Below are 14,906 nucleotides of genomic sequence, written 5' to 3' on the forward strand. Positions count from 1 at the left end.
TTGTAGACGCCCGCCGCCGGCTTCGCCGTGTGACGCGCAGCCCTGTTTACCGGTCACGAAGGAGACTATTCGGTGGCGAGTTCTGATTACTCCGCACGGCATCTTTCCGTTCTCGAGGGGCTCGAGGCGGTACGTAAGCGCCCGGGGATGTATATCGGCTCCACTGACTCTCGCGGTCTCATGCACTGCCTCTGGGAGATCATCGACAATTCCGTCGACGAGGCTCTCGGTGGGCATGGCAGCGCCATAGAAATCGTGCTGCATCCCGATGACAGCGTCGAGGTGCGTGATCACGCCCGCGGCATCCCTGTCGACATCGAGCCCAAGACGGGCCTCTCCGGCGTCGAGGTCGTCTTCACGAAGTTGCATGCCGGTGGCAAGTTCGGCAGCGGTTCCTATGCATCCTCCGGTGGTCTCCACGGTGTCGGTGCCTCCGTCGTGAACGCTCTCTCCGAGCGACTCGATGTGCAGGTCGATCGCGATGGCAAGACCTGGGCCATGTCGTTCCATCGCGGTGAGCCGGGCACCTTCGCCGACAAGGGCGAGCCTCGCCCGGATGCCCCTTTCACCCCGTTCGAGAAGGGCAGCGAACTGCGTGTGGTCGGCAAGGTTGCCAAGGGCGTCACCGGAACCCGTGTTCGCTATTGGGCTGACCCGCAGATCTTCACAAAGGGCACGGCGTTTCAGGCGGAGGAACTGCTGTCCAGGGTGCGGCAGACGGCATTCCTCGTGGGAGGGCTCGAGCTTCGGGTCATCGACGAGCGCGCCGATGCTCCTGTCACTGAGACGTTCCGCTTCGACGGCGGTATCTCCGAGTACGTTGACTTCCTCTCCCCGGACACCGCCCTCACCAGCACCTGGCGGATGACCGGCACCGGCAGCTTCAAGGAGACCGTGCCCGTGCTCGACGACCGCGGGCACATGGTCGCGACGGAGCTGGAACGCGAGTGCGAGGTCGACATCGCCCTGCGCTGGGGCACCGGCTACGACACGGTCTTCCGGAGCTACGTCAACATCATCGCCACGCCGAAGGGTGGAACCCATCAGGCGGGCTTCGAGCAGGGACTGATGAAGTTCCTGCGCAGCCAGGTGGAGCAGAACGCCCGACGCCTCAAGGTCGGAAACGACAAGCTGGAGAAGGACGACATCCTCGCAGGTCTCACCGCGGTGCTGACCGTCCGCCTGCCCGAGCCGCAGTTCGAGGGCCAGACGAAGGAGATCCTCGGCACTCCTGCAGTGAAGGCGATCGTCACGCAGGTGGTCGCTCAGCAGCTCAAGGAGCGCTTCAGTTCCAGCAAGCGTGACGACAAGACGCAGGCGTCTCTCGTCCTGGACAAGATCGTCGCCGAGATGAAGTCGCGCGTGTCGGCGCGGACGCACAAGGAGACCCAGCGCCGCAAGAACGCGCTGGAGAACTCGTCGCTTCCGGCCAAGCTGGTCGATTGCCGCAGCAACGACGTGGCCAACAGCGAGCTCTTCATCGTCGAGGGCGATTCCGCGCTCGGCACGGCGAAGCTTGCGCGTGACAGCGAATATCAGGCCCTGCTGCCCATCCGCGGCAAGATTCTGAATGTGCAGAAGGCATCCGTCGCCGACATGCTCTCGAATGCGGAGTGCGCGTCCATCATCCAGGTGATCGGTGCCGGTTCGGGCCGTAGCTTCGATCTCAGCGCCGCCCGCTACGGCAAGGTGATCATCATGAGCGATGCGGATGTCGACGGTGCTCACATCCGCACCCTTCTGCTGACACTGTTCCACCGTTACATGCCCGACATGATCAGGGACGGGCGCATCTACGCGGCGGTTCCGCCTCTGCACCGTGTCGTCGTGATGAATCCGGGTTCCAAGCCCAACGAGACCCTGTACACCTATTCGGAGGCCGAGCTTCAGCGCCTGCTTGCTCAGCTCGCGAAGAGCGGCAAGCGCTACCAGGACCCGATCCAGCGCTACAAGGGCCTCGGAGAGATGGATGCCGAGCAGCTGGCGACGACGACAATGGATCGCAAACATCGCCTGCTGAGGCGAGTGAACGTGTCTGATGCGGCCGCTGCCGACAAAGTCTTCGAGCTGCTCATGGGCAACGATGTGGCCCCGCGTAAGGAGTTCATCATCGCGGGTTCGGATGCCCTGAGCCGGGACCGTATCGACGTCTAGGATCCGCAGCGCGGCGGCGTGGCACAGCGCGGCGACGCGGCTCGCCCGGCGCTGAGCGGGCCTCAGGCTCCGTAGGCGTGCCCGATGGAGTCGATCACGTCGTCGAGCAGCGTACCCGAGGCATCCCTGCGTGCGCCGGAGTCAGGAAGCTGCCGCACGGTTCCGTTCGCGGCGACGGCGTGAACGGGGGCGGGCCCGGCCCACGCGAGCACCAGCACATCTTCACCCTTGAGGAGGGAGTGCGCACGCACGCCGCCCGTGGCCCGACCCTTGCCGGGGAACTCGGAGAAGGCACTCACCTTGGCCCGTCCGGGATCGGTTCCCGGGATGGTCGCGCTCGAACCGGAGACCGTGGCGACGACGGCTGCGGCCCGATCGCCGATGACGCCGAAGTGGATGGCACGGGCGCCTGCGGAGAGCTTGATGCCGGCCATGCCGCCGGCGGTGCGCCCTTGTGGGCGCACGGCTGAAGCACCGAAGTGGAGCAGTTGGGCGTCGGAGGTGACGAAGACGAGTTCTGCGTCGTCGGGCGCCTCTGCGGCCCCGATGACCTCGTCACCGGGCTTGAGCGCGATGACCTCGAAATCTGGTCTGTTCGCCTGCTCGCCGGGGGAGAGGCGCTTGACGACCCCCTGCAGGGTCCCCAGCGCAAGCGGTGTCTCGGAGGTGAAGGACACAAGCGCCAGAACCTTCTCCCTGCGGGGATCGATGCCGATGTACTCCGCGACCTTCCGCCCCGCTGCGAGCGAGACCGACGACTCGGGCACGACCGGCAGGTCGACGGGGGAGAAGCGGATGATCCGCCCGAGGGTGGTGACCGCGCCGATCTCGCTCCTGCTGGTGGTGTGCACATCGGAGAGGATCGCATCATGCTTCGCCCGCCTGGCTGCCGGCGTGACACCGTCGAGGGCGCCTTCGGCCAGGTCGATGCGAACGATCTGTCCCGTCGTGGAGAGCAGCACGCGACAGGGCGTGTCGGCGATCTCAAGAACCGGGGAGGATGCCGAGGCTCCCTTGGCCACGACGTTGCGGCTCGCCTCGGTGAGCAGGGTGCGCCGGGGCGTGCCGAATTCTTCGGCGACCTGCTCGAGTTCGTCACCGACGAGTGCACGGATGCGTGCCGAGTCCGAGAGCAGGAGTTCCAGCTCGGCGATCTCGGCCCGGAGCTTGTCACGCTCGGTCTCCAACTCGATGCGGGAGAAGCGGGTGAGTCGCCGAAGCCGTAGCTCCAGGATGTATTCGGCCTGAAGCTGGCTGAGGTCGAAGACATCGATCAGCCTGTTGCGTGCCTGTTCCCCGTCATCGCTCGCGCGGATGACCTGGATGACCTCGTCGATGTCGAGGATGGCCACAAGAAGCCCTTCGACGAGGTGCAGGCGCTCCTGCCTCCTTGCGAGGCGATAGCGGCTGCGCCTCGTCGTGACCGACACACGGTGATCGACGTAGACCTGCAGGAGCTCCTTCAACCCGAGGGTCTTGGGGCCACCGCCGACGAGCGCAACATTGTTGATGTTGAACTGGTCTTCGAGAGGCGTGTGCTTGTAGAGCTGCTCGAGCACCGCTTCGGGGTTGAAGCCGGTCTTGATGCCGATGACGAGTCTGAGCCCGTGCTTGCGGTCGGTGAGGTCGGTGACGTCGGAGATCCCGCTGAGCTTCTTGGAGCCCACACCGTCCTTGATCTTCTCGATGACCTTCTCGGCGCCGACCATGTAGGGGAGCTCCGTGACGATGAGCCCCATCTTGCGGGCCGTGATCGATTCGATGGAGACCCTGGCGCGGGTCTTGAAGCTGCCACGGCCCGTCTCGTAGGCATCGCGAACACCGGAGAGTCCGACGATCGTTCCACCCGTCGGAAGATCGGGCCCGGGAACGTACGCCATCAGTTCGTCGAGTGGTGCATCCGGATTCTGCAGAAGATGCCTGGCTGCGCCGACCACCTCGATGAGGTTGTGCGGCACCATGTTCGTCGCCATGCCGACCGCGATTCCGGTCGCCCCGTTGACGAGGAGGTTGGGGAACGCCGCAGGAAGGACTTCGGGCTGGGTCAGTTGATTGTCGTAGTTGGGTACGAAGTCGACGACGTCTTCGTCGAGGTCTGCGGTGAGTGCGAGAGCAGCGGCGGTGAGCCTGGCCTCCGTGTAGCGGGGGGCAGCCGGGCCGTCGTCGAGGGAGCCGAAGTTGCCGTGCCCGTCGACGAGGGGGACGCGCATGATGAACGGCTGGTTGAGGCGCACCATCGCGTCGTAGATGGAGGCGTCACCGTGCGGATGCAGCTTGCCCATGACGTCGCCGACGACGCGCGCGGACTTGACATGGCCGCGGTCTGGTCGAAGCCCCATCTCGGTCATCTGGAAGAGGATGCGTCGCTGTACCGGCTTGAGTCCGTCGCGGGCATCGGGGAGGGCCCGCGAGTAGATCACGGAATAGGCATACTCGAGGAACGAGCCTTCCATCTCGGTGGCGAGATCGACGTCGTCGATGCGTTCCTGGGAGTCGTCGGCGGGGGCTTTGGCAGATGTAGTCATAGGATGCCCTCATGTTACCGGCCCATCATTCCCACCGGTTCAGCCTTGCCGATGTGCTGTCGAGTTTGTTCGCTTCGGTGCGGCACGAGGACAACGCGCTGGATCTCCGCCCCGTGGATCGAGCGGTCGTGGTGGTGGCGGATGGCCTGGGCGTTGCAGCGCTGAGGGCGAGGTCCGGCCACGCCCGTTCACTCATGCGGATGCTCCTCGATGACACCGCACCGACGACGATCGGCTCCGGCTTTCCGACGACCACCGCTGCGGCCCTGGCGACTCTCACGACAGGGCACAACCCCGGTGAGCATGGCATCGTGGGATACACGGCCTTCGACGCAGCGCACGATCGGGTCGTGAACCAGCTCACCGGATGGGATGACCTCATGCCACCCGAGCGGTGGCAGCTCGAGCAGACCCTCTTCGAGCGTTCCGTCGCAGATGGCGTGCCTGCCTTCGTCGTGGGAGCCGCCCGCTATGCGGATTCCGGCTTCACCCGTGCCGTGCTCAGGGGAGCCGAGTTCCGTGCCTCACCGTCCATCGAGGGCCGCTTCGAGGTGGCCCGTGACATCCTCGATGCCAATGACAGGGCGCTCGTGTACCTGTACGTCCCCGAGCTCGACCAGGTCTCGCACCGCCACGGCTGGGAGTCCGAGCAGTGGATCGCCCGTCTTGAGGAGCTTGACTCCGCCGTCCGGATGTTCTCGGCCGGGTTGCGTGAGGGAGAGGGGGCCCTGCTCACCGCCGATCATGGTGTGCTCGACGTCCCCGCAGGCTCACACGTTCACTTCGATGAGATTCCGGGACTCCTCGACGGCATCCGCCATGTCGCAGGCGAACCGCGCTGCCTGCAGCTGCACTGGGATCCGGATGCCGATGAGGCGCTTCGTGCTCGGACGCTCGCTGCGTGGCAGGCCAGCGAGAGCGCCAGGTCGTGGGTGGTGACCAGGGAGGAGGCTGTCGCGGCAGGCTGGTTCGGCCCTGTGGTCAAGCCCGAGGTGCTGCCGCGGATCGGCGATGTCCTCGTGGCCGCCCGCGACGGGATCGCCTATTACGACACCCGAACGGCGACCGCCTCCGCGCGCGCCATGGTCGGCCAGCACGGCTCCGTCTCGTCAGCCGAGACGGAGATCCCGCTGCTGCGAATGGGCGACTACGCCGCATCCTGATCTGGTTGCGTCGCGAAGGTGCTTCTCGGCCTCAGTCGTCGTCGGACTTGGCGCCGAAGACGATGTCGTCCCAGCTCGGCATCGACACCCTGCCCTTTCGGCCACCCTTGGCGATGGAGGCGACCGGCGTGGGGCGACTCTCGTCGCGAGCTGACGGCGTTGAAGGACCGGATGGATCTGCCTCGTCGTCTCCGTTGAAATCGTCGAGGGGAATGTCGATCACCCGGATGCTGCCGGTGGAGGGGTGCGAGGCCTTTGCCTCCTCGAGCTCGTCATAGCCGGCGGGTTCGCGTTCACCTCGGCGGCGACGCAGGGCCTCGAGCAGATCTGCGGTGTGACCGGACTCGGCCGTGGACGCATCGGGCGAACGGTTGATGGCGGCGGCGGCCACCGCGGGGTCGGATGCCCTCGTGAATGGGATCGGGTCGACGTAGGGGGCTGTGTCCTGGTGCTCGAGATCCCGGTCGGTGAACGCTCCGCTGTCGAAGCGCGAGGTGTCGGGGGTTCGCGGTTCCCCTCCCACCGCACGGAGGCGGGGGATGAGGGATCCGGTCAACTCTCCCTGCTGCGAGAGCGCGATGGCCTCATTCCCGAGAGGCACGAGCGTCGACTTCTTCGGGTCGAACTGCCAGCGGGCGTCGTGTTCGATCTCGTCTGCGGTGAAGGAGAGCTTGACGATCCAGCCGGATTCGACATCCTTCCAGCTCGCCCAGCGGATGTCGGCGGCACCGAGATCGCCGAGGCGCTCCTGGATGACCTGGCCGAAGGTTCCGCCATCGAGCGGACTCGTGTCCTGGGCGGTGTGCACGGGGACGGCGAGCGCGGCGGTCACGACGAACTCACGCTCCGCGAGAACGGGGCGTTCGAACTTCTGGATGTACTCGACGGATGCCCCCGTCATCGAGGCGACGTCGTCGGCGGACATTCCCGCGCGGATGTGTTGCTGGATCTCCTTGGGGGCGACCTTGCGGCCTCCCTGCGGTTCGGGGCTGCTCTGGCGGACCTTCGACCGCAGCGCTTCGTCGATGGGGATGCGGAAACGTGCGCCGTCCTCTGTTGCGACGAGGAGTGCGCCGTTCTCAACTCCGATGACTCTCAGGTCTTGCATGCTGATCGCCTCTCAGGCCGTCGTGATTCGCCTCTAGATTGTCATGTGTTCCGCGATCCGGAGGGGAATAACCCGGGCGTGCCGTAAGTTGCCTAGGACGTAACGAAAAAGACGCGAAAGTGCCGTTTGCTATTCGCACGAGTAATAAGGCAAACTGTCGCCGCCGATGGAGAACTTTCGGCGGATCACAAGAACTGGATGGGCATGGCAACCGACTACGACGCACCTCGTAAGACCGATGATGACTCCGAGAGCATCGAGGCACTGAAGGAGCGCGTACCAGACAAGATGTCGGGAGTCGTCGACTCCGACGATGCCGACAATCCTGGTGGCTTCGAGCTCCCCGGCGCAGACCTCTCAGACCTCGACCTCGATGTCGTCGTCCTCCCGCCGCAGGCCGACGAGTTCACCTGCATCAGCTGTTTCCTGGTCAAGCACCGCTCACAGATCGACCACACCGAGAAGCTCGGCGCGGTCTGCCTGGAGTGCGCTGCCTGATCCCGAGTACGGCCCGGCTGGCTCAGGCGCCTGAACGCGCCTGGGCCACCGCCTGCACGAGAGCGTCTGGCCGTCTGCTTGACACGAGCCAGTAGGGCGTCGGATCGGCGGAATCGGCGACCTCGATGCGAACGACCGGTGGGATCCAGCCCCGAATGACGAGCCACGCCCGGGTGTCGAGCACGGGGCCCCTCTGCTTCGTCGCATCCTCGCCCTCATACGCCGTCGCATCACCCACCATGCCGATCGGAAGGGATGCGCGGCCGGCCTTCAGCGACTCGCGCGTGACCTCGATCACAGGCGACGTCACGATGAGCAGGAGCGCGCTGCCCAGGTAGAGCGCGATGGCGACGATCACGCCGACCGTCGGGTTGATCGGCTGGAATACAAGGATGCAGGCGGGCACGACAAGCAGGAGCGCCACCAACAGTCCGACGGACGGCCACAGCCGTTCACGGTAAAGGGTCATGCCTCTATTCGACCAGATCCAGGGTCGAGGCGGTGACATGTGCTGCTTCTGGGCCGTGCTGCAGGCACCCGGGAATCTGCACTAGCCTCTTCTCGTGCCTGAAAGCATCCACGTACCGATCACCTGCGATCGCCTGCCGTCTTACGCGCACCCCGAAGACGCGGGCGCAGACCTCACGGCTTCCGAAGCGGTCGAATTGGCCCCCGGTGCCCGCGCCACCGTCGGAACGGGGACCTCGATTGCGCTGCCCGAGGGCTATGCGGCTTTCGTCATGCCCCGGAGCGGTCTTGCGGCCAGACATGGCATCGGCATCGTCAACGCCCCGGGAACGGTGGATGCGGGCTACCGCGGCGAGATCAGGGTCACCCTCATCAACACGGATGCTTCGGTGCCGTACTCTGTGGCAGTCGGCGACCGCATAGCGCAGCTCGTGATCATGCCGGTGGTCCAAGCCGAGTTCATCCCCGTCGACAGTCTTTCCGAGAGCCCACGCGGCACCTCGGGATTCGGATCGACAGGGTACCGAGACAGTGAAGAAGGAGCCAGGGAGTGAGCGACACAACCCCCGAATCAACGGACGCGACAGACGAGCAGGCGAAGTCGGCTCCGGCTGATCGCGCAGAGAACGGCCCCCTCGACGAGGCTGAGGCGAACCCCGTTCGGCCGTATGTGGACCTCGGCGGCATCAAGATCCTGCCGCGCGAGGGCCTCCAGCTTCGGCTCGAGGTCGAGGAGGGCAGCAAGCGCGTGGTCGCTGTCGGGCTCGATTATGCCGGCTCCACGCTTCAGGTCCAGCCGTTCGCGGCACCCCGTTCGAGCGGCCTGTGGCATGAGATCCGCCAGCAGATCTCCGAGCAGATCGCGAAGCAGGGTGGAACGACCAAGCTGACGACGGGCCCCTTCGGCCCCGAGCTGCTGGCTGAGATTCCGGCGAACGCCGCCGGACAGGCGGGCACGCGTCGCTTGGCGCGTTTCATCGGTGTCGATGGCCCGCGCTGGTTCCTCCGCGGAGTCATTGCAGGGCAGGGCGTGGTGGATGCCGAGGCGGCCGCAAAGATCGAGGAGCTGTTCCGCAGCGTCGTCGTGGTCCGGGGGAGCACCCCGATGCCACCGCGCGATCTCATCCCGCTGAATGTTCCGCGCACCGGTGGGCAGGAGCTGCCCACCCCGACGACGACGGCCTAGCGTGGATTCCGCCTACCCCCAAGCGGGCGACCGTGACCGGCAGGATGACAGCACGGCCGAAGCTCTGAAGGAAGGCCTCGCGAGCGCAGCCAAGCGCGCCGGAATCGGGCAGGTCGCGCCGGGAGAGGTTCCGACGACCTCGTCGCTTCTCGCCGCAGTCGGTGGCATCCGCGGACTCGTCGAGTCGATCCTGCCCGGCTTCGGCTTCCTTCTCGCCTACACCTTCACCCAGGACCTCGTCATCTCGGTGTTGGCACCCGTCGTTCTCGCCGTCGGCTTCGTCGTGACGCGGGCGCTGGGGCGTACGACGATGATGCCGGCCGTCGCCGGACTCATCGGGATCGCCATCTCGGCGGCGTTCGCGCTGTTCACGGGGCGAGCTGAAGACAATTTCGTGCCCGGCCTCATCATCAATGTCGTCTCGGTTGTGGTGCTTCTCATCAGCCTCGTCACTCGGTGGCCGCTGATCGGGCTGATCGTGGGGCTGCTGACCAATGAGCTCACCGAATGGCGTGCCGACCGGGCGAAGCGCCGTGTGCTCACGGTCGCCACTTGGCTCTGGGTCGGTTTGTTCTCCGCGCGCCTGCTGGTGCAGGCACCGCTCTACTTCTCCAGCAGCACCGAGGCGCTTGCCGCCACGAAGCTGCTCATGGGTGTCCCGCTGTATGCGGGGGTTCTGTGGGTGACCTGGCTTCTGGCGCGCACCGTGTACTCCCGCCAGGCTCCTGAGGGTGCGGATGAGAGCTCACGAGGCGATTCCGCCTGAGGCCCAGAGCCGGGCCCGTGGCTTTCCGCCACGCGGCGTGCTTGCCGTCGGGGGAGCATCCGACATGGTATATTTATCTTGATATCAAGATAAATTGATGGCGAACAGGCATCGCCCCGCACCATCATCGGACTTAGGCTTGCCTTGCTGGTGACGATCGAATCCGCGCGCAAGGATTGCAAGTGATTCGCGGTGAAGCAGCCACGCCAGACAGCGCTCAGCAAGGGAGTCGACGCCATGTCGTCAGTAAACAGTTTCGATTCACGAGACACTCTTAAGGTCGGCGAGACCGACTACGAGATCTTCCGGCTCGACAAGGTCGTCGGCCACGAGAAGCTCCCGTTCAGCCTCAAGGTGCTCTTGGAGAACCTCCTCCGTACCGAGGACGGCAAGAACGTCACCAAGGATCAGATCCAGGCCCTCGGCTCCTGGGTTCCCAGTGCGGAGCCTGACACCGAGATCCAGTTCACCCCGGCTCGCGTCGTCATGCAGGACTTCACCGGAGTTCCCTGCATCGTCGACCTCGCGACCATGCGTGAAGCGGTTGCCGACCTCGGCGGCGACCCCGCCAAGATCAACCCTCTCGCGCCCGCAGAGCTCGTCATCGACCACTCGGTGATCGCCGACCTCTTCGGTAGCGAGGATGCGCTCGAGCGCAACGTCGAGATCGAGTACGAACGCAACGGTGAGCGCTACCAGTTCCTGCGCTGGGGCCAGACGGCGTTCGAGGACTTCAAGGTCGTTCCCCCGGGCACCGGAATCGTGCACCAGGTCAACATCGAGTACCTCGCCCGCGTGACCTACACCCGCACCGTGGGTGGCGCGCTCCAGGCGTACCCCGACACCCTCGTGGGCACCGACTCACACACGACGATGGTCAATGGCCTAGGCGTGCTCGGCTGGGGCGTCGGCGGTATCGAGGCTGAGGCCGCGATGCTCGGCCAGCCTGTGTCGATGCTCATCCCCAAGGTCGTCGGCTTCAAGCTCTCCGGCTCCATCCCGACGGGTGTCACCGCCACGGATGTCGTGCTCACGATCACGCAGCAGCTGCGTAAGCACGGTGTGGTCGGCAAGTTCGTCGAGTTCTACGGCGAGGGCGTCGCAGAGGTTCCGCTCGCGAACCGCGCCACGATCGGCAACATGAGCCCCGAGTTCGGCTCGACCGCCGCCATGTTCCCCATCGACGATGTGACGCTCGACTACCTGCGACTCACCGGTCGTAGCGAGGAGCAGGTCAAGCTCGTCGAGGCCTACTCGAAGGTTCAGGGCCTGTGGCACGACCCCGCGGTCGAACCCGCCTTCAGCGAGTACCTCGAGCTCGACCTCGCCACGGTCGTGCCGTCGATCGCCGGGCCGAAGCGTCCGCAGGACCGCATCGAGCTGAGCGTCGCCAAGACGCAGTTTGAGAGCGATCTCAACAACTACGCGGCAACGGAGCACGACCTCGTTGACCTCGAGACCTCCGAGTCCTTCCCCGCTTCGGACCCGCCCGGGAACAGCCCCGAGAGCGAGCACAACACGCACCACCACTCGCATGTGAGCCACGCGCCGTCCACGGCGTCCAAGCCCACCAACGTCACCCTCGACGATGGTTCGTCGTTCGTGCTCGACCACGGTGCGGTCACGATCGCCGCCATCACCTCGTGCACCAACACCTCGAATCCTTCGGTGATGCTCGCTGCAGGCCTTCTTGCCCGTAACGCGGCCAAGAAGGGCCTCAAGGCGAAGCCGTGGGTCAAGACGACGCTGGCCCCCGGGTCAAAGGTCGTCACCGACTACTACGCCAAGGCTGGACTCACCGACGACCTCGAGGCCCTCGGCTTTTACACGGTCGGCTACGGCTGCACCACCTGTATCGGCAACTCGGGCCCGCTGGCAGACGAGATCTCGGCCGCGATCAACGACAACGATCTCGCTGTGACGGCCGTGCTCTCGGGCAACCGCAACTTCGAGGGTCGCATCAACCCCGACGTCAAGATGAACTACCTGGCGAGCCCTCCTCTGGTGATCGCCTACGCCCTCGCCGGTTCGATGAACTTCGATTTCGAACAGGATGCTCTGGGCAAGGACGGCGACGGCAACGACGTCTTTCTCAAGGACATCTGGCCCGACTCTGCTGAGGTTCAGCGCACGATCGACTCGTCGATCGACACGGAGATGTTCACGCACGAGTACTCCAGCGTGTTCGAGGGCGACGAGCGCTGGCGTTCGCTGCCGACGCCCGCGGGCAAGGTGTTCGAGTGGGACGAGAATTCCACTTACGTTCGCAAGCCTCCGTATTTCGACGGCATGACGATCGAGACGACTCCCGTCACAGACATCTCGAGCGCTCGCGTCCTCGCAAAGCTGGGAGACTCGGTCACCACCGACCACATCAGCCCGGCCGGCTCGATCAAGGCAGACAGCCCGGCGGGCCATTACCTCGCGGAGCACAATGTCGACCGCAAGGACTTCAACTCCTACGGGTCGCGCCGCGGCAACCACGAGGTGATGATCCGCGGAACCTTCGCGAACATCCGCCTGAAGAACCAGCTCCTCGATGGTGTCGAGGGCGGCTACACGCGCGACTTCACGCAGCCGGATGCTCCGCAGTCGTTCATCTACGACGCCTCGCAGAACTACCAGGAGCAGGGCACCCCGCTCGTCATCCTGGGCGGCAAGGAGTACGGCTCGGGATCGTCGCGTGACTGGGCTGCCAAGGGAACCAGCCTGCTGGGCGTGAAGGCCGTCATCACGGAGTCCTTCGAGCGCATTCACCGCTCCAACCTCATCGGCATGGGTGTCGTCCCGCTCCAGTTCCCGGCAGGGGAGACCTGGGAGTCGCTCGGTCTCGACGGCACGGAGATCATCAGCATCTCCGGTCTCACCGAGCTCAACGAGGGCACGACCCCGCGCACTGTGAAGGTCGTCGCCGAGCCCAGCGAGCACTCGCCCGCCGGCAAGAAGACGATCGAGTTCGACGCCGTCGTACGGATCGACACACCGGGTGAGGCCGACTATTACCGCAACGGTGGCATCCTGCAGTACGTGCTCAGGAGCCTCGTCTAGGCTTTCACCATGAGCCTTCTCGAGACCATCACGGGTCCTCGGGACCTCGACGGGCTCTCCCCTGAACAGCTGGTTCAGCTGGCAGGGGAGGTCCGTCAGTTCCTGATCGCCGAAGTTGCCAAGACCGGCGGACATCTCGGTCCGAACCTCGGCGTCGTGGAGTTGACGATCGCGATCCATCGCGTGTTCGAGTCGCCCCGTGACCCGATCATCTTCGACACGGGTCACCAGTCCTATGTGCACAAGCTGCTTACGGGTCGCCAGGACTTCAGCCGGCTCCGGCAGAAGGGCGGCCTGGCGGGCTACCCGCAGCGCTCAGAGTCGGTGCACGACGTCGTCGAGAGTTCCCACGCCTCCAGTTCCCTGTCGTGGGCGGATGGGATCTCCCGCGCCTTCGAGATGACAGGGCAGGAGGATCGCACGGTCGTGGCGGTCGTCGGTGACGGCGCGCTCACGGGGGGTATGACGTGGGAGGCCCTCAACAACATCAGCGACGACAACAGCCGAAACCTCGTCATCGTGGTCAATGACAACGGCCGCTCCTACGCGCCCACCATCGGCGGGATGGCGCGATTCCTCAACGGGGTTCGCACCAAGGCCTCGTACCGCGACCTCTATTTCTCCAGTCGTCGCCTCTTCGACCGCCTCGGGGCCCCCGCGCGGGCGCTCTATCGTGGAGTCCGAGGCGGCCTGCACGGCTTCCTCAGCCGCTTCACGAACAATGAGGCGCTCTACTCCAATCTCGACATCAAGTACCTCGGCCCGATCGACGGGCATGACATCGCGGCGCTGACCGAGGCGCTGCGGCAGGCCAAGGCGTACTCCGCCCCAGTCATCGTGCACGTGATCACTCAGAAGGGCCGGGGGTACCAGCCGGCCATGTCCGACGAGGCCGACCAGTTCCACGCGGTGGGGCAGATCGATCCCGAAACGGGCGAGCCGGTCCAGGCCGCCGGGGCGCCCTCCTGGACCTCCGTCTTCGCCGACGAGATTGTCTCGCTCGCCGAGAAGAACCCCCGAATCGTCGGCATCACGGCGGCCATGCTCCGTCCCGTTGGCCTGCACAAGCTGGCTGCGCGGTTCCCGGATCGCGTCCTCGATGTGGGCATCGCCGAGCAGCACGCCGTCACCTCGGCGGCGGGGCTCGCCTTCGGCGGGCTGCACCCCGTTGTGGCCCTCTACGCAACGTTCATGAATCGCGCTTTCGACCAGGTCCTGATGGATGTCGCCCTGCACAGAGCGGGCGTCACCTTCGTTCTCGACCGGGCGGGGGTCACGGGTCCCGACGGTCCCAGCCATCACGGAATGTGGGATCTCGCTCTCCTTCAGGTTGTCCCGGGCATCCGGCTGAGCGCCCCTCGCGACGCGAGCCGTCTCCGCGAGCAGCTCGGCGAGGCCGTGGCCGTGGATGATGCGCCCACGGTCATCCGGTTCTCGAAGGGCAGCGTCGGTGCGGAGTTCGAGGCGGTGCGGCGCACTGAAGACGGCGTGGACGTGTTGCGCGAGGCACCGCACAAGGACGTACTCATCATGACGGTTGGGCCCATGGCTGAGCTTGGACTGCAGGTCGCCGAGCGGCTCGCAGCCCAGGGAATCGGGGCCACCGTGGTCGACCCTCGCTGGGTTGTGCCCATTCCGACGAGCATCATCGGCCTCGCAGCGGAGCACCGGATCGTCATCTCCATCGAAGACGGGGTCAAGGTCGGGGGGATCGGCACCCGACTCCGCCAGGACCTGCGTGCCGCGGGAGTGGACACCGCAGTGACCGAGCTGGGCCTTCCCGACGAGTTCCTCGACCACGCGAGCCGTGGCGAGATCATGGAGCAGATCGGGTTGACCCCGCAGGCGATCACGCGCAACCTCGTCGCACAGGTGTTGGGGAGCCGCATTCCCGTGGCCCGACCCCTGCTTGACGTTGCCTTCGAGGCTCCGCGAATAAGCTCACAGGACTAGCAACAATGGCGAAGGCCCGGGCGTCTTGCCCGGGCCT

The 14,906-nt window shown here is 65.5% G+C and carries 11 protein-coding genes; 8 read left to right on the plus strand and 3 right to left on the minus strand.

Features of this window, described 5'->3' with window-relative positions:
• The first annotated feature begins 72 nt into the window (after positions 1-72).
• On the plus strand, positions 73-2,154 hold the full coding sequence (locus FB562_RS04890; RefSeq protein WP_141880119.1) for a DNA gyrase/topoisomerase IV subunit B: 2,082 nt from the start codon (positions 73-75) through the stop codon (positions 2,152-2,154).
• 62 nt (positions 2,155-2,216) lie between these two features.
• Here the strand turns inward: FB562_RS04890 and FB562_RS04895 are convergent, their stop codons facing one another.
• On the minus strand, positions 2,217-4,679 hold the full coding sequence (locus FB562_RS04895; protein ID WP_141880120.1) for a DNA gyrase/topoisomerase IV subunit A: 2,463 nt from the start codon (positions 4,677-4,679) through the stop codon (positions 2,217-2,219).
• 11 nt (positions 4,680-4,690) lie between these two features.
• On the opposite strand from FB562_RS04895, the gene FB562_RS04900 reads away from it, so the two are divergent.
• Positions 4,691-5,842: an alkaline phosphatase family protein gene (locus tag FB562_RS04900; RefSeq protein WP_141880121.1), complete on the plus strand. Its 1,152-nt coding sequence runs from the start codon at positions 4,691-4,693 to the stop codon at positions 5,840-5,842.
• Between the two features lie 31 nt (positions 5,843-5,873).
• On the opposite strand, the gene sepH is transcribed toward FB562_RS04900, so the two are convergent.
• On the minus strand, positions 5,874-6,950 hold the full coding sequence (gene sepH, locus FB562_RS04905; RefSeq protein ID WP_141880122.1) for a septation protein SepH: 1,077 nt from the start codon (positions 6,948-6,950) through the stop codon (positions 5,874-5,876).
• 204 nt (positions 6,951-7,154) lie between these two features.
• Between sepH and FB562_RS04910 the strand changes: the two genes are divergently transcribed.
• Positions 7,155-7,448: a DUF4193 domain-containing protein gene (locus FB562_RS04910; RefSeq protein ID WP_141881088.1), complete on the plus strand. Its 294-nt coding sequence runs from the start codon at positions 7,155-7,157 to the stop codon at positions 7,446-7,448.
• Between the two features lie 22 nt (positions 7,449-7,470).
• On the opposite strand, the gene FB562_RS04915 is transcribed toward FB562_RS04910, so the two are convergent.
• Positions 7,471-7,917, minus strand: a complete 447-nt coding sequence (locus FB562_RS04915; protein ID WP_141880123.1) for a DUF3093 domain-containing protein — start codon at positions 7,915-7,917, stop codon at positions 7,471-7,473.
• 94 nt (positions 7,918-8,011) lie between these two features.
• On the opposite strand from FB562_RS04915, the gene dut reads away from it, so the two are divergent.
• The 5 genes from dut to dxs all read left to right on the plus strand — a co-directional run bounded on the left by dut (position 8,012) and on the right by dxs (position 14,869).
• Positions 8,012-8,470 (plus strand): dUTP diphosphatase, encoded by a 459-nt coding sequence (gene dut / locus FB562_RS04920; RefSeq protein WP_141880124.1) that lies wholly within the window; start codon positions 8,012-8,014, stop codon positions 8,468-8,470.
• A complete protein-coding gene (locus FB562_RS04925; RefSeq protein WP_141880125.1) occupies positions 8,467-9,102 on the plus strand; it encodes a DUF3710 domain-containing protein in 636 nt (211 codons plus the stop codon). The genes dut and FB562_RS04925 overlap by 4 nt, the downstream gene beginning before the upstream one ends.
• 1 nt (position 9,103) lies before the next feature.
• The gene (locus FB562_RS04930) at positions 9,104-9,868 is read left to right on the plus strand and encodes a DUF3159 domain-containing protein (RefSeq protein WP_185740459.1); all 765 of its coding nucleotides are present in this window, start codon (positions 9,104-9,106) and stop codon (positions 9,866-9,868) included.
• Between the two features lie 237 nt (positions 9,869-10,105).
• Positions 10,106-12,916, plus strand: coding sequence for an aconitate hydratase AcnA (gene acnA, locus FB562_RS04935; protein WP_141881089.1), 2,811 nt, complete (start codon positions 10,106-10,108; stop codon positions 12,914-12,916).
• 9 nt (positions 12,917-12,925) lie between these two features.
• A complete protein-coding gene (gene dxs, locus FB562_RS04940) occupies positions 12,926-14,869 on the plus strand; it encodes a 1-deoxy-D-xylulose-5-phosphate synthase (protein ID WP_141880127.1) in 1,944 nt (647 codons plus the stop codon).
• Positions 14,870-14,906 lie beyond the last annotated feature (37 nt).

It is taken from the genome of Homoserinimonas aerilata, assembly GCF_006716125.1.
In the GTDB taxonomy this organism is placed as follows: Bacteria; Actinomycetota; Actinomycetes; order Actinomycetales; family Microbacteriaceae; genus Homoserinimonas; species Homoserinimonas aerilata.

Excerpts from the sequence above, each read along its gene's own strand:
- FB562_RS04895 (WP_141880120.1), bottom strand. The coding sequence starts at position 4,679 with ATGACTACATCTGCCAAAGCCCCCGCCGACGACTCCCAGGAACGCATC.
- FB562_RS04900 (WP_141880121.1), top strand. The coding sequence starts at position 4,691 with ATGTTACCGGCCCATCATTCCCACCGGTTCAGCCTTGCCGATGTGCTG.
- sepH (WP_141880122.1), bottom strand. The coding sequence starts at position 6,950 with ATGCAAGACCTGAGAGTCATCGGAGTTGAGAACGGCGCACTCCTCGTC.
- FB562_RS04910 (WP_141881088.1), top strand. The coding sequence starts at position 7,155 with ATGGCAACCGACTACGACGCACCTCGTAAGACCGATGATGACTCCGAG.
- FB562_RS04915 (WP_141880123.1), bottom strand. The coding sequence starts at position 7,917 with ATGACCCTTTACCGTGAACGGCTGTGGCCGTCCGTCGGACTGTTGGTG.
- acnA (WP_141881089.1), top strand. The coding sequence starts at position 10,106 with ATGTCGTCAGTAAACAGTTTCGATTCACGAGACACTCTTAAGGTCGGC.
- dxs (WP_141880127.1), top strand. The coding sequence starts at position 12,926 with ATGAGCCTTCTCGAGACCATCACGGGTCCTCGGGACCTCGACGGGCTC.